Origin of the sequence: Rhizobium esperanzae, from assembly GCF_014197615.1 — a bacterium.
In the GTDB taxonomy this organism is placed as follows: domain Bacteria; phylum Pseudomonadota; class Alphaproteobacteria; order Rhizobiales; family Rhizobiaceae; genus Rhizobium; species Rhizobium esperanzae_A.
The window spans coordinates 61,050-80,060 of the sequence record NZ_JACIFY010000002.1; the positions used below are offsets into that span (position 1 = coordinate 61,050).

Genomic DNA, 19,011 nt, shown 5'->3' on the forward strand with positions numbered 1-19,011 from the left:
CTCAATAAGTCTGGAAGGATGCGATCGAGCGGGTGATCAGGCGATCGACATCGGCCGGATTGTCATGCTCGACGACGTAGTGCTTGGTCTTGGTGCCCTTGAGGGCGGCGACGAGCTTTGCCCAAGGCAGAGTACCATGGCCGACATCGGCCCAGCCATCCTCGTTCTTATTCTCGCCTGCCGGCGCAATGTCCTTGACGTGAGCCGAGGTAATGCGCGAGCCGAGCTTTTCGATCCATGCGAACGGATCGGCACCGCCACGAACGACCCAGGCGATATCGGCTTCCCAGGAAATGTCGGGCGCGCCTTCGAAAATGCGCTCGATCGGCAGCGAGCCGTCGGCGAGCTTGACGAATTCGAAGTCGTGATTGTGCCAGCCGAACTCATAGCCGGCATCCTTGTAGGGCTTGCTCATTTCCTGCAGGCGCTTGCCGAATGCCAGCCAGCCGGCACCGTCGGTCGGGCGCTGATCGGCTGCCAGATGCGGCGCATAGATCGAGTCCATGCCGAGAGTTTTGGCAATGTTCAGCGACTTCTGGACTTCGCCGTCGAGGAAATCGGGGCTGAAGTGGCCGCTCGCCATCGTCAAGCCGCTCCTGTCGAGTTCTGCGCGCAGGCTCTTCAGACCGGCATCGTCAAGATCGGCATAGATGCCGCCGAAACCTTCGACTTCCTGATAGCCTGATTTGCCGAGCTTTTCGAAGATCGCCGAATAGGGTTGGAAGTTACGGGCGCTGTAAAGCTGGAAACTCAGTTTCGTCATCATTCCTCCTCGGGCCTCGTGCCCATTGAATTTCAGTCCGGATCAATCCGCGGACTGACAAGATTGCAGGTCGTAGAAGCGGAATTCCGGCAGCTTGCCGCGTTCGAGCGGATGTGCCGGGGTGAAGCTGATGCGGCGGCTCTCGCCTGCCGCAAGATCGAAGGCATTGTCGGAATATTTGCCGTCCGTCTCGCTTTCGATCATCACGAAGAGCGCAAGTCCCCTGGCGGTGACATTGATGTCGACGGCGCCGCTCGCCTCGACATATTCATGGGTGATGGTCAGCCCGGAGGGCTCCAGCTCCAGCGCCTTATAGGTGCCGTTGACATAGTGCCCCTCGCCGCCCATGCCGTTCGACGCGGTGAAATGCCAGGCAAGCAGCGTTCCCTCGGCAATCTCGGACACGTCGATGGTCGCAGCCGTCACCGCCGCGTCCGGCGAACACGCGGCCTGCACGTCTTTCAGATGCTTCCGCTCGCCCTTCATCGTCAGAAGCGAGATCGAAAGGTCGACGCTGACGTCCGAAAGCGTGTCGTTGACCAGCGAGAAGCGGATCGTCTTGCCGTCTTCCGAGGGAATGGCGGCGACCGCCACCGGCTGGAAGAAACGCTTGACGAGATAATGCATCGCCTTCCAGCGGCCGCCATAGTCGAGGCTCGACCAGGAGGCGACCGGCCAGGTGTCGTTGAGCTGCCAGTAGATCGTGCCCATGCAGTGGGGTTTGAGCGAGCGCCAATATTCCACCGCCGTCTTGATCGCCAGCCCCTGCTGGATCTGGGAGAGATAGACGAAGTTCGGGAAATCCTTGGGAAAGCGGAAATAGCGGAACATCGTGCCGGCGATGCGCTCGTTGCCGCCGGCATTCTTCTGGTGCAGTTCCATGACCGGCGAAGCGACGTTCATGTCCTTTTCTTCGGCATAGGTCCTGATGACAGGCAGCGACGTATAGGACTGGAATCCGAATTCCGAGCAGAAGCGCGGGCGCACCGAACGGTAATTGTCGAAGGATTTGTTCTCGTGCCAGACCGACCAGTAATGCATGTCGCCGGAGCCGTCAGCATGCCAGGCGTCGCCGAAATCGAGATAGCCTGATGCCGGGCTCGACGGCCACCAGAGCGCCCCAGGCAGCGCCTTCTTCACCGCCTGTTCGATCGTCCGGTTGAGGCGGTCGTAGGAGACGAGGTAGCGGTCGCGGTCCTTCCGCGATTCCTCGAACCATGTCAGCGCGCCCACCAGCTCGTTATCGCCGCACCAGAGCGCGATCGAAGGATGCGAAGAGAGCCGGCGCACCTGGTAATCCACCTCGACAGCCACATTGCCGAGGAAGTCTTCGGTCGAGGGATAGAGGTTGCAGGCGAACATGAAGTCCTGCCAGACCATGAGGCCCAGCCGATCGCAGAGATCGTAGAAATAATCCTGCTCATAGAAACCGCCGCCCCAGACGCGGATCATGTTCATGTTGGCGGCTTTGGCCGATTGCAGCAGGTCCTCGGTCTTTTCAGGCGAAGACAGCGAGAACAGTGCATCGGCCGGAATCCAGTTGGCGCCCCGGCAGAAGACCTCGCGGCCGTTGACCTTGAAGGCGAAACGGCTGCCCGCCGCATCCGGCGTGGTGATCAGTTCGATAGTGCGAAGGCCGATCTGCTTCGTCACCACCTCTTCGGACAATTCGACGGAAAGCCTATAGAGCGCCTGTTCGCCGCTGCCGGAGGGCCACCAGAGACGCGGATTGTCGATATGGAAGAGGTGGTGGACATCCGTCTCGCCCTTGACACCCACATCGAGACGGACGCGCTCGCCGTCGAGATCGAAATAGACCTGGGCGATGCCGGCATGTTTGGCAAACAGGCTCGCCGTCACCATGAGGTCGACCGAGCCGTCATTATTGTGGATCTGGCGGGTGACGACATGTTCGATGCGCGCCGTCTCGATCTTTTTCAGCGCGATCGTGCCGTAAAGGCCGAACGGCGCGATGGCGATGTTCCAGTCCCAGCCGAAATGGCATTGCGGCTTGCGCAGCATGTTGCCGTCGGGGATCGGCGAATTGCCGGTGCTGTAAGGAATATAGAAAGGCTGCTGCTTCTGCCGCTCGGCGCCAATGGCGGGGTTGGAGGCAAAGACGATGCGGATCGAATTGTCGCCTGATTTCAGCATGCTCGAGACATCGGGCCGGTAGCGGCGGAAGCTGTTATCGGCTTCGAGCGCCAGGAAACCGTTGACGTAGACACTGGCGACCGTATCGAGATAGTCGATATCGAGATACCAGTCGCCTTCGACCTCCTGCAACGTAAAGCTGCGCTCGACCGCCCATTCGCGCTCAGCGACCCACTGCACCTTCTCCTCGTTGCGGCCGAAATAGGGATCTGGGATCAGCCCTGCCCGGTGGAGCGCGGTGTGTACATCGCCCGGCAGGACGATCGCGGTCCGGATCTCCCCGTCGACGGAAGCGAGATGCCACGAACCGGAAAGGACGATATTGGGGGGTGTCGATGGATGCGTCACGATGTCATTTCCGAATTACGTTTTGGATATGGACGGCGGATGGTCGCCGTCCGGTAGCTGTCGTTCGTCAGGGCCCGACTTGGCGCCCTCTTCTCCCGCTGGGGAGAAGAGATGTGTAGCAACGCCCTCGTCTCCCGCCATCCGCCTCGCCCTCCGTCATCCTCGGGCTTGACCCGAGGATGACGGAGGGCGAGGTTGGGCTTTTCGCCAAACCCGCGCTGGGCTTTGGCCTCACGTCAGGCAGGCGGGCGCCATCTCGACGCCACCCGCAAAACTCCTCTAAAGACGCAGCTCACTCTCGGCATCGAACACCGAAGCCAGCGTCATGTCGAAGGCGAGCTTTACCTTGGCTCCGACGTTGAAGCGGCGTGCGCCGTTGACGCGGACCGACATTGTGTGACCGGCATGTTTCAGCCACAGAAGATTGTCGGCGCCCATCGGCTCCTCGATATCGACGGTGGCGTCATGTTCTTCGCCGCCGGCATTCTCGTTGACCTTGATGTGCTCCGGGCGAACACCGAGCACCACCTTGCGGCCGGGCTGCAATGTCTCGTTGGCGTCGTAGGCAGCGAGCGAGAAAATGACGCCATTGGCGGAAAAGGCAATGCCGTCACCTGCCTTGACCAGCTCGCCGCGCAGGAAATTCATCGACGGCGAGCCGATGAAGCCGGCGACGAAGAGATTGCGCGGCCTGTTGTAGATCGTCGTCGGGTCGTCGAGCTGCTGGATGATGCCGCTCTTCATGATGGCGATGCGATCTGCCAGCGTCAGCGCCTCGATCTGGTCATGGGTCACGTAGATCATTGTGTTCTTCAGCGACTGGTGCAGCCGCTTGATCTCGACGCGCAGTTCCGAGCGCAGTTTGGCGTCGAGATTGGACAGCGGCTCGTCGAACAGGAAGACGTCGACATCACGTACCAAAGCACGGCCGATCGCCACGCGCTGGCGCTGGCCGCCTGATAGCTCAGCCGGCTTGCGCTTCAAAAGCGGCTGGATCTGCAGGATTTCGGAGGCACGCGCCACGCGCTTGTCGATCTCAGCCTGCGGCACCTTGGCGACACGAAGCCCGAAAGAGAGGTTCTTCTCGACGGTCATCTGCGGATAGAGCGCATAGGACTGGAACACCATGCCGATGCCGCGGTCCTTCGGCTCCTCCCAGGTGACGTTCTTGCCCTTGATGAAGATCTGGCCTTCCGAGGCATCGAGCAGGCCGGCGATGCAGTTCAGCAAGGTCGACTTGCCGCAGCCGGACGAACCGAGCAGCACCAGGAATTCGCCGTCGTTGATGTCGAGGTTCAGATCCTTCAACACGCTGACCGCGCCGAAGTTCAGCGACAGATCCTTGATCGAGACACTTGCGTTGGAGACACTTGAATTCATATTCATGGGATCAACCCTTCACTGCGCCGGCGGCGATGCCACGGACGAAAAGCCGGCCAGAGACGAAATAGACGATCAGCGGCACGAGACCGGTGAGGATCGTTGCCGCCATGTTGACGTTGTATTCCTTCACGCCCTGGACTGAATTGACGATGTTGTTGAGCTGCACGGTCATCGGATAGGTGTCCGGCCGGGTGAAGACGACGCCGAAGAGGAAGTCGTTCCAGATGCCGGTCACCTGCAGGATCATCGCAACGACGAAGATCGGCAGCGACATCGGCAACATGATCTTCAGGAATATCTGCCAGAAGCCCGCCCCGTCGACACGCGCCGCCTTGAACAGTTCCTCCGGCAGCGACACGAAATAATTGCGGAAGAGCAGCGTCAGGATCGGCATGCCGAAGATCGAATGGACGATGACGAGGCCGGTCAGCGTGCCGTAAATGCCGATTTCGCGCAGGATGATGACGATCGGGTAGATCATCACCTGATAGGGAATGAACGCGCCGATGATCAGGATCGAGAAGAAAAGCTCGGATCCCTTGAAGCGCCAGTTGGCAAGCGCATAACCGTTGACCGAGGCAATCGCGATCGAAATGATGACCGATGGTACGGTGATACGCACCGAATTCCAGAAGCCGCGCGACAGGCCATCGCAGTTGAGGCCGGTGCAGGCCTCGGCCCAGGCCTTGACCCAGGGTTCGAAGGTGATCTCCATCGGTGGTGAGAAGATGTTGCCGAGACGGATTTCCGGCATGCCCTTCAGCGACGTCACGACCATCACATAGAGTGGCAGCAGATAATAAAGCGCCGCCACACCAAGCGTTCCGTAGAGTATGATGTTGCGCGACGACAGAGCCGGGCGCGGCTTGGCGCCGCTCGGGCCTTCGCCGAGCCTCGGCGCAACGGCGTCGATGCCGGCGGCCGTGCTATTGAGAGTTTCGATATTAGCCACGCTTGCGCCCTCCTCCGAATTCCAGATAGGCCCACGGAACGATGATGATCGCGACAGTGACGAGCATCATGGTCGAGGCGGCAAAGCCCTGCCCCAGGTTCTGCGCCTGGAACATGTAGTCGTAGACATATTTCGCCGGCACTTCCGAAGAGATGCCCGGCCCGCCCGATGTCTGCGCGACGACGAGGTCGTAGACCTTGACGATGCCCGACGCGATGATGACGATCGTCGTGATGAACACCGGCCGCATCATCGGAATGACGATGAAGAGGTAGGTCTTCCACATCGGGATGCCGTCGACGCGCGCCGCCTTCCAGATATCCTCGTCGATGCCGCGCAGGCCGGCAAGCATCAGGCACATGACGAGGCCCGTTCCCTGCCACAGCGCCGCGATCAGAATGCCGTAAATGACGATTTCAGGCGTATAGAGCGGGTTGAAGGTGAAGCTTGTCCAGCCCAGCGAACGCACCACCGACTGAATGCCGAAATCCGGATTCAGAACCCATTGCCAGACGAGGCCGGTGACGATGAAGGACAGCGCAAAGGGGTAAAGGAAAATGGTGCGGAAGGTATTTTCGAAACGGATCTTCTGATCCATCAGCGCGGCGAGCATGAAACCGATCACCAGGCTGAAGATCAGCGACAGCACGCCATAGAGGGCAAGATTTTCGATTGCCGTCACCCATCGCGGCGCTGCCCAAAGGCGCTCATACTGATCGATGCCGACAAAGCTCAACCGCGGAAGGAGCTTGGAATTGGTGAAGGAATAAAAGACCGTCCAGAACGTGCCGCCGACGAAGATCACCATCGCTGTCAGGATCATCGGGATGGATGCAATCTTGGCATTCAGATTGCGCAGTAACTTGTTTGGCCGGCCTGCTTGCGCTTGACCCGTCATGAATACTCCTCCTCAAATCGCAACTGCGACCTGTGACAAAACGGCATGTGCCGCCTGTCGTCCCCACGTCCGAAATCTGCTGAAGATACCGGGAGATGCCGCCTGCCGGACCATCAAAATCGTCCGAAGCGGATCCGGCCCCATGGGAGCCGGATCGCAAAGGCAGCGAATCTACCGATCAGTCAGCCGAAGCGATGATCCCGGCGAAACGCTTCTGCGCGTCTTCCGGCGTCATCGACGGATTGGCGAAGAATTCGGAGAAGAGGTCTTCCTTCTGCTTCTGGCTGTCGGCCGAAAGCAGCTGGTCGGTGCCCTGGATCACGTTGCCCTTCGCCAGGATATCGAGACCCTTCTTCATGCAATCGTTGGCGGCGGCAAGATCGACGTCGCCGCGAACCGGTAGCGAGCCCTTCTTCAGATTGAAGGCAACCTGGGTTTTGGGATCGAGCAGGGTTTTGGCAAGGACGGCCTGCGCCTTGGACTTTTCCGCGTCCTTCAGCAGCGGGAAGTAGAAAGCGTCGCCGCCGGTCGAGATGATCTCGTTGACGCCGAGACCCGGCAGGCAGGTATAATCGGTGCCGGCTTTCTGGCCGGCGAGAGCAAATTCGCCCTGCGCCCAGTCACCCATGATCTGGCCACCGGCCTTGCCCGTGATGACGAGATTGGTCGCCTGGTTCCAATCCTGGACGTTGCTGCCCTTGGACATGCGGCGGGCGTCGTCGGCGGCCTTGAAGACCTTGGCGATCTCGGGACCGGCAGCGACTTCCGCATCCTTGTCCTTGAAGACCTTGTTGAAGACGTCCTTGCCGGCGACCGCGACCATCAGCACGTCGAAGGCGCCTGTCGCCTGCCACGGCTGACCGCCGACGGCGAGCGGAATGATGCCGGCCTTTTCAAGAGCCGGAGCGGAAGCGACGAATTCGTCCCAGTTCTTCGGAACCTCGACGCCGGCCTTCTTGAAGGCGGCATTCGAAAGCCACAACCACTGCCAGGAGTGGATGTTGACCGGCGCGCAGTAGATCTTGCCGTCGATGGTGCAGGAATCGAGCAGGCTCGACGGACGAATAATATCCTTCCAGTGCTCGGCGGTCGCCACATCGGTCAGGTCGCGCATCAGGCCGGCCTGGACGAGCTCTTCCGCCTGCCGGCCGTGATTGAACTGGGTGGCACCCATCGGGTCGCCGCCGGTAATGCGGCTGATCATGATCGGGCGCGCCGTACCGCCGGAACCGGCGATGGCACCGTCGACCCAATGGTTGCCGGTGGCGTCGAACGCTTTTGCCAGTTCGGCGACAGCAGCGGACTCGCCGCCGGATGTCCACCAATGGGTGACTTCGAGATCGGTGGCGCTGGCGCTGATCGGAAGCGCAGCGGAAGCGGCAAGCATAGCCGCCATCATACGAATTTTCATGAGTTCTCCTCCCTCACTGAAACGTTGCCGGAAAAACTTAGATCAATCGATTTCCTCACGCAACTGTCAGCCGGCAAATTTTTCCCGAGCAACTGGAATTGCAGCTTCTGCCTGTTTTCAATCGAAGCTCCACGCCCTCTTCGTCGATGCTAAATCAGCTCTTCTCGCATATGCGTTATCGCTACATCAGACTGAATATATTATATAAATTTCAGAACTTCGATTCACGACCTAAATAATCGATTTCGCAGTCGCGGAAAAACCGGGAAAGATTTGCCGATTCAACCCAAGCGTACAATGCCGCAGCGCACACAAGAAAAAGCACTCGACATTTCTACTGTATCGTTACAGATTTGACTTTCTTAGGGAGGCGCGATTTTGGCAGGCGCGGGCTTACGGCGCTTGAAAAAGCCTCTATAAGCGACACCAATTCGCGCGAGGCAGGCCTACAGGGATGGAAAACAAGGGAAATTTCGGGCAAGCGGCATCGGCGCCGGCGGCGCGCGAGCGTCCCACATTGAAGACGATCGCCTTCATGACCGGCCTTGGCGTCACGACGGTGTCGCGCGCGCTGAAAGATGCGCCTGATATTGGGGCGGAAACCAAGGAACGTGTGCGGATGGTCGCCCGCCAGCTCGGCTACCAGCCGAACAGGGCAGGCGTGCGCCTGCGCACCGGCAAGACCAACGTCATCGCCCTCGTCCTCAGTATCGATGAGGAGATCATGGGCTTTTCGAGCCAGATGGTCTTCGGCATTTCCGAAGTGCTGTCCGGCACGCCCTATCATATCGTCGTCACGCCGCACTCCCACAGCAAGGACCCGATGCTGCCGGTGCGCTATATCCTCGAGACCGGCTCGGCGGACGGCGTCATCATCTCGCGCATCGAACCGGACGATCCGCGTGTACGGCTTTTGACCGAGCGCGGCATGCCCTTTGCAACGCATGGGCGCACCGATGCGGGTCTCACGCATCCCTTTCACGATTTCGACAACGAAGCCTTCGCCCACAAGGCGGTGGAAAAGCTCGTCAAGCGCGGCCGCCGCCGCATCGCCCTGCTGCAGCCGCCGAGCAAACTCACCTATTACGCCCATATCCGCATCGGCTTCCAGACCGGCCTGCATGATTACGGCGCCGAGGAAGTGCAGCTGCGCATCAACACCGATGCACCGCTCGCCGACATCCGCGACGTCGTCGAGGTGATGATGCGCTCGGCCAATGCGCCCGACGGCATCGTCTGTTCGGCCGGCAGCGCGGCGATCGCCGTCAATGCCGGCATAGAAGCCGCCGGCAAGGCCCTCGGTCGCGACCTCGACATGGTCTCAAAGCAATCCGTGCCGATCCTCAACTGGATCCGCCCGGAAATCATCACCGCTCAGGAAGACGTGCGCCAGGCCGGCCGCGAAATGGCCAAGGCCGTCATCGCCCGCATCGACGGCGTCGAACCGGAACTGCTGCAGAGCATCAGCCAGCCGGTCTGGCCGGAGGGTGACAGATAGGGTGGTGGCGCAACGGGAGCGAAGAAAAGCCGCGGCATAGTGGCGACGGACCAAACTTAAACCAGTAGCGTCGAAGCATCGATCCCGTGCCTGTCCTTTATGGCAAAGTGTTCTTTATTGCGTCCCATAATCAAAAGGGCAATGTCCGCTGGTAGCGCAAAGCTATCCATTGCCAGGTCCCAACGATCGGCTTTCACTTATCAACAATATCGACGTTAAGGCCGACCTGGAAACCTATATCAGCCCTCGCCCATGCCTCTCGGCACGCTCCTTGCCAATTGCTCCAGCACTGCCGCAATCTTCGGGTTGCGCCCCTCGCCGCGCCGCGTGATCGCGTGGATGCCGCGATAGGCGGGTGGGGCGAGCGGTTTGACGATCAGGCTACCGCGGAAATCGCGAAGCGCCAGGCCCGGCATCACCGAAATCGAGCAGCCGGCTTCGACGAGCGCGAAAATCACCTCGAAACTGTCGCTGAAACCGTTGATGACGGGTTCGAAACCGGCATCGCGGCAGGCCCGGCGGATCGCCTTGCAATAGGCGCTGGAGGCAAGGTCGAGCGTCCAGCGTTCATCCCGGAGCTGGGCAAGTTCGATGACCGGCTCGTTTTCCAGCCTATGGCCGACGGGCAGCAGCACGAAGAGCTGGTCCCGGCACAGGAACAGCCTGTCGACGGCGTCGTCAAGCGCATGCGGATCAAGCGCTATGTCGTCAGCAACGACGATATCGGCCTGCCAGACCCTGAGTTCCGCCAGGCCTTCGGCAGGCCCCATCGTCGTCATGACAATATCGAGATAGGGATGGTCGATCGCCAGCTGCCGCATGGCGGCGGGAATGAAGGACGATGCGGACGAGGGTTGGGCGGCGATCCTGAGGTCGCCGGCGACGATATTCTGCAGCGCGGCAATATCGGTTCTGGCTTCCTCGACGATGGCGAAGAGCCGATCGGCATGTTCGACCAGCCGCCGGCCGGCCGCCGTCAGCGTCACCCCTCGCCCGCGCCGTTCGACCAGCGCAATCCCTGCTTCGTCCTCCAACTGGGCGATCTGCTGGGAAACCGCCGAGGATGAAATGCCGAGCGCATCGGCAACGGCAGCCATCGTCTCGCGGCGCGAAAGCTCGCGCAGCGTGCGCAATCGGAAAAAATCCAAATCCGGCTCCTTTCGCAATCGGCCATAATTTCTAACCTATATCCTTATTTTGATTAAGTGGACCTGAATTAAAACCCACCCTACCGTTGGATTCGCGAGATGATGCGACGGCTCGAAAAAAGCCGTGATTGCCGGTCATCCCACAGATGGAGCCACGGGGAATATCGACGGAATGCATGAAAGCAGCGTGCCTTATTTCAGCCAATGGGAGACCCCCTGCATGACGCTGCCGGTGCTTGCCGAGGGATCGCAGGCGCTGCTCAGCGATCCGCTCTGGCGCCATTCGGGAGCCGCGACCATCGAGGAATATGCGCGCTGGGCGGTGAATGTCTGCGGCATGGCCTGCCTGAAGATGATCCTCGCCGCGCGCGGCGAGATCCATCCCACCCTCGAACTCGCCCGCGCCTGCACAGCCTACGGCGGCTATGTCGTCAACGAGATCGACGCTTCGATCAAGGGGCTGATCTACGCGCCCTTCGTCCGCTTCGTGAGCGAACGTTTCGGCCTCGGCGCCGAGACGATGATCAACATCGAGACGTCAGCCATCCCGGAACTTCTGTCGAAACGCCGCTTCTTCATCGCTTCGGTGCATTCGGCCATCCGCTGGCCGGAGCAAGAGCCGCCGTCGAGGGGCGGACATCTCGTGCTGGTGACATCAGCCTCGCAGGAGACGATCCGATTTCACAATCCGTCCGGCCATGACGCCGCAAGCCAGGCCGATGTCACGCTGCCGCTTGCCGTCTTCGATCGTTTCTTTGCCAATCGCGGCATATCGGTCGAGGCTTGATCTTTCCGATATCCCACCGCTTCGGAGGCTTTCATGACCCCTTCCCCCAACAGGCTGCGCATCGCCGTGCTCTTCGGCGGCCGTTCGGCCGAGCACGAGGTTTCCATCCTCTCGGCGACCAACGTCATGGCTGCGCTGGCGCCGGAGAAATATGATGCCCTTCCCGTCTTCGTCACCCGCGAGGGGCAATGGCTGCTGAGCAGCTTCGAGGACGGCCGGCTGGCGACACCCTCGTCAGGCACGGAAATCTGCCTCGTGCCGGGCGGCCGCGGGCGCATGCTGGCAATGTCGTCCCATGGCGCGCCGCATGAATTGCCAAGGATCGACATCCTGTTTCCCGTGCTGCACGGCCCGCATGGCGAGGACGGATCGGTGCAGGGCGCAGCTGAAGTGGCCCGCGTACCGCTCGCCGGCTGCGGCATCCTCGGTTCCGCCGCGGCCCTCGACAAGGATATCGCCAAGCGCCTGCTGCGGGCGGCGGGCCTGCCGGTGGCGCGCGCCGTGACGATCCATGAAGGTGCCACCCCTCCGCTTTCTGCGCTCGAAGGCGAACTCGGCCTGCCGCTCTTCATCAAGCCGGCGCGACAGGGATCGTCTGTCGGCGTCGCCAAGGTCCATGCCAGCCAGGAATTCGCCGCAGCGCTCGAGCAGGCTTTCCGCCATGACCGCACCCTGCTTGCCGAGGAATTCGTCGCCGGCCGCGAGATCGAATTCAGCGTGCTGGAGGATACCGACGGCAAGCTCTTCGTCTCGCGCCCGGGCGAGATCGTGCCGGCGGAAAGCCATGGCTTCTACAACTACAACGCCAAATATATCGACGAGAACGGCGCCGCGCTGAAAGTACCGGCCGACCTCACGGCGGAGATCGAGGCCGCCATGCGCGACATCGCCGCAAGGGCTTTCCGGGCCGTCGGCTGCGACGGCATGGCACGCGTCGATTTCTTCCTGACATCGGACATGCGCTTCGTCATCAACGAGCTCAACACCATCCCGGGCTTCACCGATATCAGCATGTATTCCAAGGCAATGGCGGCAAGCGGCGTCAGCTATGCCGAAATCATCGACCGGCTGGTGGCACACGGCATGGCGCGCGCCGGCCGGGCGGGCTAGATCATGAACAGGTCGGTTCTGATTTCCGGATGTTCCGGCGGCGGAAAATCGACGCTGCTTGCTGAGCTTGGCCGTCGCGGTTACAGGATCGTCGAAGAGCCCGGCCGACGGATCGTCAAGCAGGAGATCGAGGGCGTTGGCGCTGCCTTACCTTGGGCCAACATGGAGGCCTTCGCCCGCCGTGCGATCGAAATGGCGATTGCCGACCACGCGGCCATCGCACGGCAGCCGGGCCGGGCGTTTTTCGATCGTGGGTTGATCGACGCCGCGGCAGCGCTTCAGCACCTGACCGGAGAACCGATCCTGGAAAGGTTGAGCGCCGCTTACCCTTACGACAGACGCGTTTTTCTCACGCCGCCATGGCCTGAGATTTACGTGAGCGATCCTGAGCGGCGCCATGGCTTCGACGAGGCCGTCGCCGAATATGACCGGCTTGCCGCGATCTATCCAATGCTCGGCTACGAAGTCATCATACTGCCGAAGATGCCGGTCGCCGACCGGGCCGATTTCGTGCTCGACCACCTGTCTCAGGAAGCGAACTAGCGGCATCTCGGCCGCGTCTCAGCGCCTGTGAAGAACACACCACTGGAAAGACTGCCGGCCGCCGCCCGGCGTCGTATGCTCTTCACGCCAGTCGCGCTCCAGCGTGAAGGCGGGCGAGAACTCCGCCGCCAGCGCGGCTGCGTCGTACCGCTGGACCGGCAGGCCGCTGCACCGTTCCGGCCCGTCCGGCGCGAAAGTCGCGATGATCACGACGCTGCCCGCCGCCGTGCCGGCTTCAAGCGCGTGGCGATAGGCGAGCCGCTGCTCCGGCTCGGTGAGGAAATGAAAAACGGCGCGGTCATGCCATACGTCGTAGCAGCGCCAGGGTCTCCATTTGGCGACATCGGCCACCATCCAGGTGACGCGCATGGCATCGTCATCCAGCCGCGCCTTCGCGACATCCAGTGCCGGTGCGGCGATATCGAGAACGGTAAGGTCGGACCACCCGCGTTCGACGAGACGATCGACGAGGCTCGATGCACCGCCGCCGACGTCGATCAGCGAAGCCGTAGCCGGCAACTGCAGCGCATCAAGCGCCTTGAGGGAGGGTTCCGGGATTGGCTGATACCAGCTAACACTGTCGGTTGCCTTCGTGCGATAGACCTCGTCCCAATGCTCTCGCTTCGCATCCGTCATCGGCTACCCCCATCTCTTGCAGCGTCCTATGCTGACCTATCGATATGTAAGGATTGAGACGCCGGTCACCAACCGCTCTCCGGCCCGAGCGCCCGAACTCAGTAAGCGAGGTGACGATAGACGAGATCGGCAGGATCGGTTCGGGGCGCTACGGGATCGAGATGCGCCCCCAGCCGCTCGGCAACGGCCACGGACGCGGCATTGCCGGGAGCCATATAGCTGACGAGCGACGGCAGCTTGAGTGTCTCGAAAGCCCAGCCGCGCAACGCAAAAGCCGCCTCGGTCGCATAGCCCTTGCCCTCATGCCCTTCGTAGACGAACCATCCGAGCTCCTTTTCCGGAAAGAGCGGCCCATGGTTGATCCCCACTTGGCCGACACATTCCCCGGTTTCGGCAAGATCGATCATCAGCGCCCCATGCCCGAAAAGCCGCCACAGCGCGATGTCGTGGCAGAACATCCCCCACGCCGCCCGCAGATCGAACGGGCCGCCCATTCCAATCGAGCGCGGCGAAGCCATGATCCCGGCATAGGCGGCGAAATCATCGATATCAGGCATGCGGAGCACAAGGCGCTCGGTTCGGATGGTGATCACGCCCGTTTCGGACATGTCGTCGCCTTTCTGCTGGGGTTGGAACGGAACTCTAGCTTTCAAATGCCGGAGCAAACCGAAGCGTCCCGCTCGGCGCGAGTCCGCGAAGAACGATACGCTGCACGAGCCGCGTATCGAGATCATGATACGTCAGCTGCCCATCGCTACCGAAGCCCGCGCCGCGATAAACGTCGGGATTGCCGATCAGCGCGCATCCGCTCGCGCCCGTCTCCTTCAGCAATTCGAGGCCCCTTGCGATCAGAGCCGTGCCGATGCCCTGCCGCTGTCTTGCCGGCGTGACCGATATCGGCCCCAGCCCGAACCAGCCATCATGCACGCCGTCGATCGCCACCGGCGAAAAGGCGACATGCCCCAGGATCTCGCCATCCTCTTCAGCGACCAGCGATATCGCCAGATCACCGCTCACGCGAAGTTTTCGGATAATCTCCGCTTCCGTACCGCTGCTGTAGGCCATCGGCTTGAAGGCGATCGAGGTCAACTCATGGATCGCGTGGATATCAGCAGGCGTTTCGTATCGAATGTGCATTTCTGCGATTCCTCCGGCGGCACGAAGTAATCCAACAGCGCATCGACGTCGCGTTGGGCGGCAGCACCTAGCCTGCAGTGTATTTTCCAACACGCGCAAGACCGGCTGCTTGGGCTGGTACGATCATTTATGTATCATAGGGAAAGTCAAAGACCAGCAAGCCGGCTTGCTCCAGTGGGAGCTGCGCCACTACCTGTCCTTCCGGGTTCAGCACGGCCGTCGGCCCCCAGGCAACGCGCCCGTCACGCTCACCCGTCACGTCCGACGATATTAGCCACAGTCCTGTTTCACGGCATCTTTCGCCGCGAACCGCATTATGCAGCTCCTTGAAGGCTTCCGCCCTGACTCTTGGCATCATATTGTTGGAGAGGCACAGGATCACTGGCGCACCGAGCGCGGCGACCTTCGCTGCCGCTTCCGGAAAGTTCGTGTCATAGCAGATGTTGATGCCAAAACGCAGGCCACCAATCGCAAATAGCGGGCTCTCTTTTCCAGCTTCGAACGCCTGTTCGCCGCGCAGCAAATGAGCTTTCCGATAGCGGCCAAGGAAAACGCCGCGATCGACGACAACCGCCGTATTGAATAATCGCCCGGCCTCGATTTCTATCAGCCCCATGACCAAAGCAGGTCCCGACTTCGGCAACCGATCCAGGATCTGGGCAAACTCGGCTGATGCGAGATCGAGCGCAACGCGGCGCGCTGATGGTTCGTCGATCAGGTAGCCCTGGAGAAACCCTTCGGGGAAAAGCAGCAAGGCGACGTCATCGGCCTCGGCAAGCGCCACGACTTTGATGGCATAATCCAGAGCCGCGTCGATATTTTCCCGGAACTCCGGTGTCTGCGCCGCAGCTATCCGAATGCTCCTCACATCGATCTCCGTATCTGCGACCTACCACGACGAAAAAGCCCGGCGCGACGGCCGGGCTTCCTCGATATCTTCCTCGCAAACCTCAGAAGGTCGACGCACCGCTGCCCCAGGGACCGTGGTGGAAATCCTTGCCATCCAGGCGGTCGAAGCCGTGGGCACCGAAGAAGTCGCGCTGGGCCTGGATGAGGTTGGCGGTGCCCCGGCCCTGGCGGTAGGCGTCGAAATAGGTGAGCGCCGAGGTCAGCGCCGGCACCGGCAGGCCGGTGGAAATCGCGGCAGCGACGACGCGACGAAGCGCCGGGATCGATTCCTTGACCATGTCCGAGAAGGCCGGCGTCACGATCAGGTTGGCGGCGTCGGGAGCCTTGGTGAAGGCCGAGGTGATCTCGTCGAGGAACTGCGAGCGGATGATGCAGCCGGCACGCCAGATGCGGGCTATCGTCGGCATCGGCAGCGACCAGTTGAACTCGCGCGATGCTTCCGCCATCACCGCAAAGCCCTGCGCATAGGCGCCGATCTTGGCGGCAAACAGCGCCAGTTCCAGATCCTTGTTGAGCTCGGGGCCGTAAGCGATCGGGAAGGATACGGCCTGCGCGCCGAAGATCTTTTCGGCGGCTTCGCGCTGCGACTTCATCGAGGAAAGGCTGCGGGCGGCGACCGCGGCTTCGATCGCCGTTGCCGGAATGCCCATATTCTGCGCCTCGATCGCCGACCACTTGCCGGTGCCCTTCTGGCCGGCCTTGTCGAGAATCATGTCGACCATCGGCCCACCGGAGACGGGGTCATTGGCGGCAAGCACCTTTTCGGAGATCTCGATCAGGTAGGAGTTCAGCCGGCCCTTGTTCCACTCGCCGAAGATGCCGGAGATGTCGGAGGCGCTCTTGCCGAGGCCGTCGCGCAGGATGCCGTAGATTTCGGCAATCATCTGCATGTCGGCATATTCGATGCCGTTATGGATGGTCTTGACGAAATGGCCGGCGCCGTCATTGCCGAGCCAGGCAACGCAGGGCTCGTCATTATAGCGGGCGGCAATCGAGGTCAGTACCTTCTCGACGCGCTTCCAGGATTCCTCGGTGCCGCCGACCATGATCGACGGACCATGGCGCGCACCTTCCTCGCCGCCCGATACACCCATGCCGATGAAGGTGAGATCGGTATTCTTGAGGCGGTCGAAGCGAGCAACGGTGTCGCGGAAATTGGCGTTGCCGGCATCGATCATGATGTCGCCCTTGGAGAGATGCGGGCGTAACGCCTCCATCTGCTGGTCGACGGCCTCACCCGCCTTGATCATGATGATGATCGGGCGCGGCGGCCGGATCGCATCGACGAACTCTTCGATGGTCTTGCAGGGAATGATCTGCTTCTTCAGATCGCCGGCGCTTTCGTAGAATTCGTCGGTTTTCTCCGGCGTGCGGTTGAACACCGCGATTTTATTGCCTTTCTCCGCGATGTTGAGCGCCAGGTTGGAGCCCATGACCGCAAGGCCGATCAGTCCGATTTCTGCCTTTTCCACGACAAACCTCCGATGTGTCATTTGGACCGGTGTTGTGGCACTGTCTCGGCCAAACGGCAAGTCTGGCAAGGGTCTAATCGGTTCGCAAAAGCCGATGAAATGCAGCTTTGAACGGCCGACTTGTCGGACAACCGCAAACCGGCGCATTGTCGGCATGCGGCAAATTTTTGCGACGACCCGCCCGTTATGTCCTATGTCATGTTATCATCGGCGCCTTGGGAGATCTCGCTTTGGCATCGGGAAAAAGAAACGATCTGGCCATGCTCGCGGCCAGCGCCGGCCGCTACAGCGAATATGCGCCGCCGCCGGCGCTGCGCCGCCATTTCAGCCGTCTCTGGTCGCATACGATGCACGACGGGCCGCCGGCAAGGGTGGCGATCGTGCCGGACGGTTATTGCGATCTCCTCTGCATCAACGGCCGGCTGGTCGTCGCCGGGCCTGACAGGACGGCGGCCTTTCCTATCATCAGGCCCGGCGCCACCGTCATCGGCGCCCGTTTTGCGCCCGGCGCCGCAGCCTCCTGGCTGAAGACGCCACTCTCGGCGCTGGTCGGCCTCTCGGTGCCACTGGCGGATATCGGCCGGAAGGGGACGGCCGAGTTCGAGGCGCGGCTTGGCGATTGCCCCGATCCCTCGGCCGTCGTAGCGCTGTTCGGCCGCATGCTGGAAGAGGCTGCAAGAGATGAAGAGATGCCCACGCAGGACGCCGCCGTGATCTTCGCCGCAGTCAACAACGGACGCCCGCTCTCCGGGTTGCTCGACATAAGCGAAAGGCAGTTGCGCCGCCGCTGCCACCATCACTTCGGCTACGGCACCAAGACGCTGGAACGGATCCGCCGATTCCAGCGTTTCCTCGACCTATGCCGCAGGTCGGGCAAGATGCCGCTTGCCTGCCTTGCGCTTGAAGCGGGCTTTGCCGACCAGGCCCATATGACGCGCGAGGTCGGCGAACTCTCGACGCTGACGCCCGCTGCCATCCTCGGCCAGCTCGGCATGCGGAAAACACCCGGCTGACCGTTTTGTTCAAGACGCCGCCGGCCGGTCTGCTATTCCAGGCGGACCAGATGCGAAGGACCTGCAAGCCATGTCGACAATGCCCGCGAGAATCGTCCACCTGTCCATCGAGCGCGACTGGCGCGACGTCTACGACTTTGCCGGCAAGCCCGAAAACATGCCGCTCTGGGCCTCCGGCCTTGCGACGGGGCTCGATCCCGATGGCGCCGATTGGATCGCCCACGGTGTTCTCGGCACCGTCAAGGTGAGCTTCGTGCCGACCAATGAATTCGGCGTGATCGACCATACGGTGACGATCGAATCCGGCCTCAGGGTTTATAATGCGTTGCGCATCGTGCCGAACGGCGACGGCTGCGAGGTCATGTTCACGCTGCTGCGCCTGCCCGGCATGACAGACGCGCAGTTTTCCGCCGATGCCGCCCATGTCGAGAAGGATCTCGTCATGCTGAAAGCCCTGATGGAGAGATAGATGGCCGAAAAGTCAGAAAACCACGACCGCCGCATCGATTATGTCGAATTCAACGTCGCCGACATCGCCGCCGCCAAAGCCTTCTACGGCTCCGCCTTCGGCTGGCGTTTCACCGATTACGGCCCGAACTACTGCGAATTCGACGATGGCCGGCTGAAGGGAGGATTCACCGATTACGGCCCCGTGCGGCCGGGCGGCCCGCTCGTTGTCGTCTATGCCAGGGATCTGGAAGAGGTCCTGACCTCGGTCGAGAGAGCCGGCGGCACGATCGTCCGGCCGATCACCGATTTTCCCGGCGGCCGCCGCTTCCACTTCCTCGATCGTGACGGTTACGAACTGGCCGTCTGGGCGACCGCGTGATGCCATAACCGAGGATCCGG

The 19,011-nt window shown here is 61.4% G+C and carries 19 protein-coding genes; 7 read left to right on the forward strand and 12 right to left on the reverse strand.

The window, feature by feature from the left end:
* Position 1 precedes the first annotated feature (1 nt).
* The 6 genes from GGD57_RS02805 to GGD57_RS02830 form a co-directional block, all read right to left on the reverse strand.
* Positions 2–763, reverse strand: coding sequence for a sugar phosphate isomerase/epimerase family protein (locus GGD57_RS02805; RefSeq protein WP_184467378.1), 762 nt, complete (start codon positions 761–763; stop codon positions 2–4).
* Between the two features lie 42 nt (positions 764–805).
* Positions 806–3,265: a glycosyl hydrolase 2 galactose-binding domain-containing protein gene (locus GGD57_RS02810; RefSeq protein ID WP_184466636.1), complete on the reverse strand. Its 2,460-nt coding sequence runs from the start codon at positions 3,263–3,265 to the stop codon at positions 806–808.
* Between the two features lie 279 nt (positions 3,266–3,544).
* Entirely contained in the window at positions 3,545–4,651 is a 1,107-nt protein-coding gene (locus GGD57_RS02815) for an ABC transporter ATP-binding protein (RefSeq protein WP_184466638.1), read from the reverse strand.
* Positions 4,652–4,655: 4 nt separating this feature from the next.
* Positions 4,656–5,600: a carbohydrate ABC transporter permease gene (locus GGD57_RS02820; protein ID WP_097612966.1), complete on the reverse strand. Its 945-nt coding sequence runs from the start codon at positions 5,598–5,600 to the stop codon at positions 4,656–4,658.
* On the reverse strand, positions 5,593–6,498 hold the full coding sequence (locus GGD57_RS02825) for a carbohydrate ABC transporter permease (RefSeq protein ID WP_184466640.1): 906 nt from the start codon (positions 6,496–6,498) through the stop codon (positions 5,593–5,595). Before GGD57_RS02825 ends, GGD57_RS02820 begins: the two co-directional genes overlap by 8 nt.
* Before the next feature lie 178 nt (positions 6,499–6,676).
* On the reverse strand, positions 6,677–7,909 hold the full coding sequence (locus tag GGD57_RS02830; protein WP_184466642.1) for an ABC transporter substrate-binding protein: 1,233 nt from the start codon (positions 7,907–7,909) through the stop codon (positions 6,677–6,679).
* A 454-nt stretch (positions 7,910–8,363) separates the two neighbouring features.
* Here GGD57_RS02830 and GGD57_RS02835 point away from each other — a divergent pair, with 454 nt between their 5' ends.
* Positions 8,364–9,407 (forward strand): LacI family transcriptional regulator, encoded by a 1,044-nt coding sequence (locus GGD57_RS02835; RefSeq protein ID WP_184466644.1) that lies wholly within the window; start codon positions 8,364–8,366, stop codon positions 9,405–9,407.
* A 239-nt stretch (positions 9,408–9,646) separates the two neighbouring features.
* Here GGD57_RS02835 and GGD57_RS02840 read toward each other — a convergent pair whose 3' ends face one another.
* Positions 9,647–10,555: a LysR family transcriptional regulator gene (locus tag GGD57_RS02840; protein ID WP_184466646.1), complete on the reverse strand. Its 909-nt coding sequence runs from the start codon at positions 10,553–10,555 to the stop codon at positions 9,647–9,649.
* 172 nt (positions 10,556–10,727) lie between these two features.
* Between GGD57_RS02840 and GGD57_RS02845 the strand changes: the two genes are divergently transcribed.
* From GGD57_RS02845 to GGD57_RS02855, 3 genes are read left to right on the forward strand one after another with little or no spacing between them, the layout of a single operon-like run.
* The gene (locus GGD57_RS02845) at positions 10,728–11,342 is read left to right on the forward strand and encodes a C39 family peptidase (protein ID WP_184466647.1); all 615 of its coding nucleotides are present in this window, start codon (positions 10,728–10,730) and stop codon (positions 11,340–11,342) included.
* A 33-nt stretch (positions 11,343–11,375) separates the two neighbouring features.
* Positions 11,376–12,452, forward strand: coding sequence for a D-alanine--D-alanine ligase family protein (locus GGD57_RS02850; RefSeq protein ID WP_184466650.1), 1,077 nt, complete (start codon positions 11,376–11,378; stop codon positions 12,450–12,452).
* A gap of 3 nt (positions 12,453–12,455) precedes the next feature.
* Positions 12,456–12,995, forward strand: coding sequence for an AAA family ATPase (locus GGD57_RS02855; protein WP_184466652.1), 540 nt, complete (start codon positions 12,456–12,458; stop codon positions 12,993–12,995).
* Positions 12,996–13,013: 18 nt separating this feature from the next.
* Here the strand turns inward: GGD57_RS02855 and GGD57_RS02860 are convergent, their stop codons facing one another.
* From GGD57_RS02860 to gndA, 5 genes are all read right to left on the reverse strand, one after another.
* Positions 13,014–13,631 (reverse strand): class I SAM-dependent methyltransferase, encoded by a 618-nt coding sequence (locus GGD57_RS02860; protein ID WP_184466654.1) that lies wholly within the window; start codon positions 13,629–13,631, stop codon positions 13,014–13,016.
* A 98-nt stretch (positions 13,632–13,729) separates the two neighbouring features.
* Positions 13,730–14,239 (reverse strand): GNAT family N-acetyltransferase, encoded by a 510-nt coding sequence (locus GGD57_RS02865; RefSeq protein ID WP_184466656.1) that lies wholly within the window; start codon positions 14,237–14,239, stop codon positions 13,730–13,732.
* 34 nt (positions 14,240–14,273) lie between these two features.
* Positions 14,274–14,768: a GNAT family N-acetyltransferase gene (locus tag GGD57_RS02870; RefSeq protein WP_184466658.1), complete on the reverse strand. Its 495-nt coding sequence runs from the start codon at positions 14,766–14,768 to the stop codon at positions 14,274–14,276.
* 127 nt (positions 14,769–14,895) lie between these two features.
* Complete coding sequence (locus GGD57_RS02875; protein WP_184466659.1) at positions 14,896–15,636, reverse strand: nitrilase-related carbon-nitrogen hydrolase; 741 nt, start codon at positions 15,634–15,636, stop codon at positions 14,896–14,898.
* 82 nt (positions 15,637–15,718) lie between these two features.
* Entirely contained in the window at positions 15,719–17,170 is a 1,452-nt protein-coding gene (gene gndA, locus GGD57_RS02880) for an NADP-dependent phosphogluconate dehydrogenase (protein WP_184466661.1), read from the reverse strand.
* A gap of 209 nt (positions 17,171–17,379) precedes the next feature.
* Between gndA and GGD57_RS02885 the strand changes: the two genes are divergently transcribed.
* From GGD57_RS02885 to GGD57_RS02895, 3 genes are all read left to right on the forward strand, one after another.
* Complete coding sequence (locus GGD57_RS02885; protein WP_184466663.1) at positions 17,380–18,162, forward strand: helix-turn-helix domain-containing protein; 783 nt, start codon at positions 17,380–17,382, stop codon at positions 18,160–18,162.
* 70 nt (positions 18,163–18,232) lie between these two features.
* The gene (locus GGD57_RS02890; RefSeq protein WP_184466665.1) at positions 18,233–18,631 is read left to right on the forward strand and encodes an SRPBCC family protein; all 399 of its coding nucleotides are present in this window, start codon (positions 18,233–18,235) and stop codon (positions 18,629–18,631) included.
* Positions 18,632–18,991 (forward strand): VOC family protein, encoded by a 360-nt coding sequence (locus GGD57_RS02895; protein ID WP_184466667.1) that lies wholly within the window; start codon positions 18,632–18,634, stop codon positions 18,989–18,991.
* Positions 18,992–19,011 lie beyond the last annotated feature (20 nt).

What these genes read in the sequence shown, in the direction of transcription:
- GGD57_RS02845 (WP_184466647.1), top strand. Translation starts at nt 10,728, where the DNA reads ATGCATGAAAGCAGCGTGCCTTATTTCAGCCAATGGGAGACCCCCTGC.
- GGD57_RS02835 (WP_184466644.1), top strand. Translation starts at nt 8,364, where the DNA reads ATGGAAAACAAGGGAAATTTCGGGCAAGCGGCATCGGCGCCGGCGGCG.
- GGD57_RS02850 (WP_184466650.1), top strand. Translation starts at nt 11,376, where the DNA reads ATGACCCCTTCCCCCAACAGGCTGCGCATCGCCGTGCTCTTCGGCGGC.
- GGD57_RS02870 (WP_184466658.1), bottom strand. Translation starts at nt 14,768, where the DNA reads ATGCACATTCGATACGAAACGCCTGCTGATATCCACGCGATCCATGAG.
- gndA (WP_184466661.1), bottom strand. Translation starts at nt 17,170, where the DNA reads ATGACACATCGGAGGTTTGTCGTGGAAAAGGCAGAAATCGGACTGATC.
- GGD57_RS02895 (WP_184466667.1), top strand. Translation starts at nt 18,632, where the DNA reads ATGGCCGAAAAGTCAGAAAACCACGACCGCCGCATCGATTATGTCGAA.
- GGD57_RS02830 (WP_184466642.1), bottom strand. Translation starts at nt 7,909, where the DNA reads ATGAAAATTCGTATGATGGCGGCTATGCTTGCCGCTTCCGCTGCGCTT.
- GGD57_RS02855 (WP_184466652.1), top strand. Translation starts at nt 12,456, where the DNA reads ATGAACAGGTCGGTTCTGATTTCCGGATGTTCCGGCGGCGGAAAATCG.
- GGD57_RS02825 (WP_184466640.1), bottom strand. Translation starts at nt 6,498, where the DNA reads ATGACGGGTCAAGCGCAAGCAGGCCGGCCAAACAAGTTACTGCGCAAT.
- GGD57_RS02860 (WP_184466654.1), bottom strand. Translation starts at nt 13,631, where the DNA reads ATGACGGATGCGAAGCGAGAGCATTGGGACGAGGTCTATCGCACGAAG.
- GGD57_RS02890 (WP_184466665.1), top strand. Translation starts at nt 18,233, where the DNA reads ATGTCGACAATGCCCGCGAGAATCGTCCACCTGTCCATCGAGCGCGAC.
- GGD57_RS02865 (WP_184466656.1), bottom strand. Translation starts at nt 14,239, where the DNA reads ATGTCCGAAACGGGCGTGATCACCATCCGAACCGAGCGCCTTGTGCTC.
- GGD57_RS02815 (WP_184466638.1), bottom strand. Translation starts at nt 4,651, where the DNA reads ATGAATATGAATTCAAGTGTCTCCAACGCAAGTGTCTCGATCAAGGAT.
- GGD57_RS02805 (WP_184467378.1), bottom strand. Translation starts at nt 763, where the DNA reads ATGACGAAACTGAGTTTCCAGCTTTACAGCGCCCGTAACTTCCAACCC.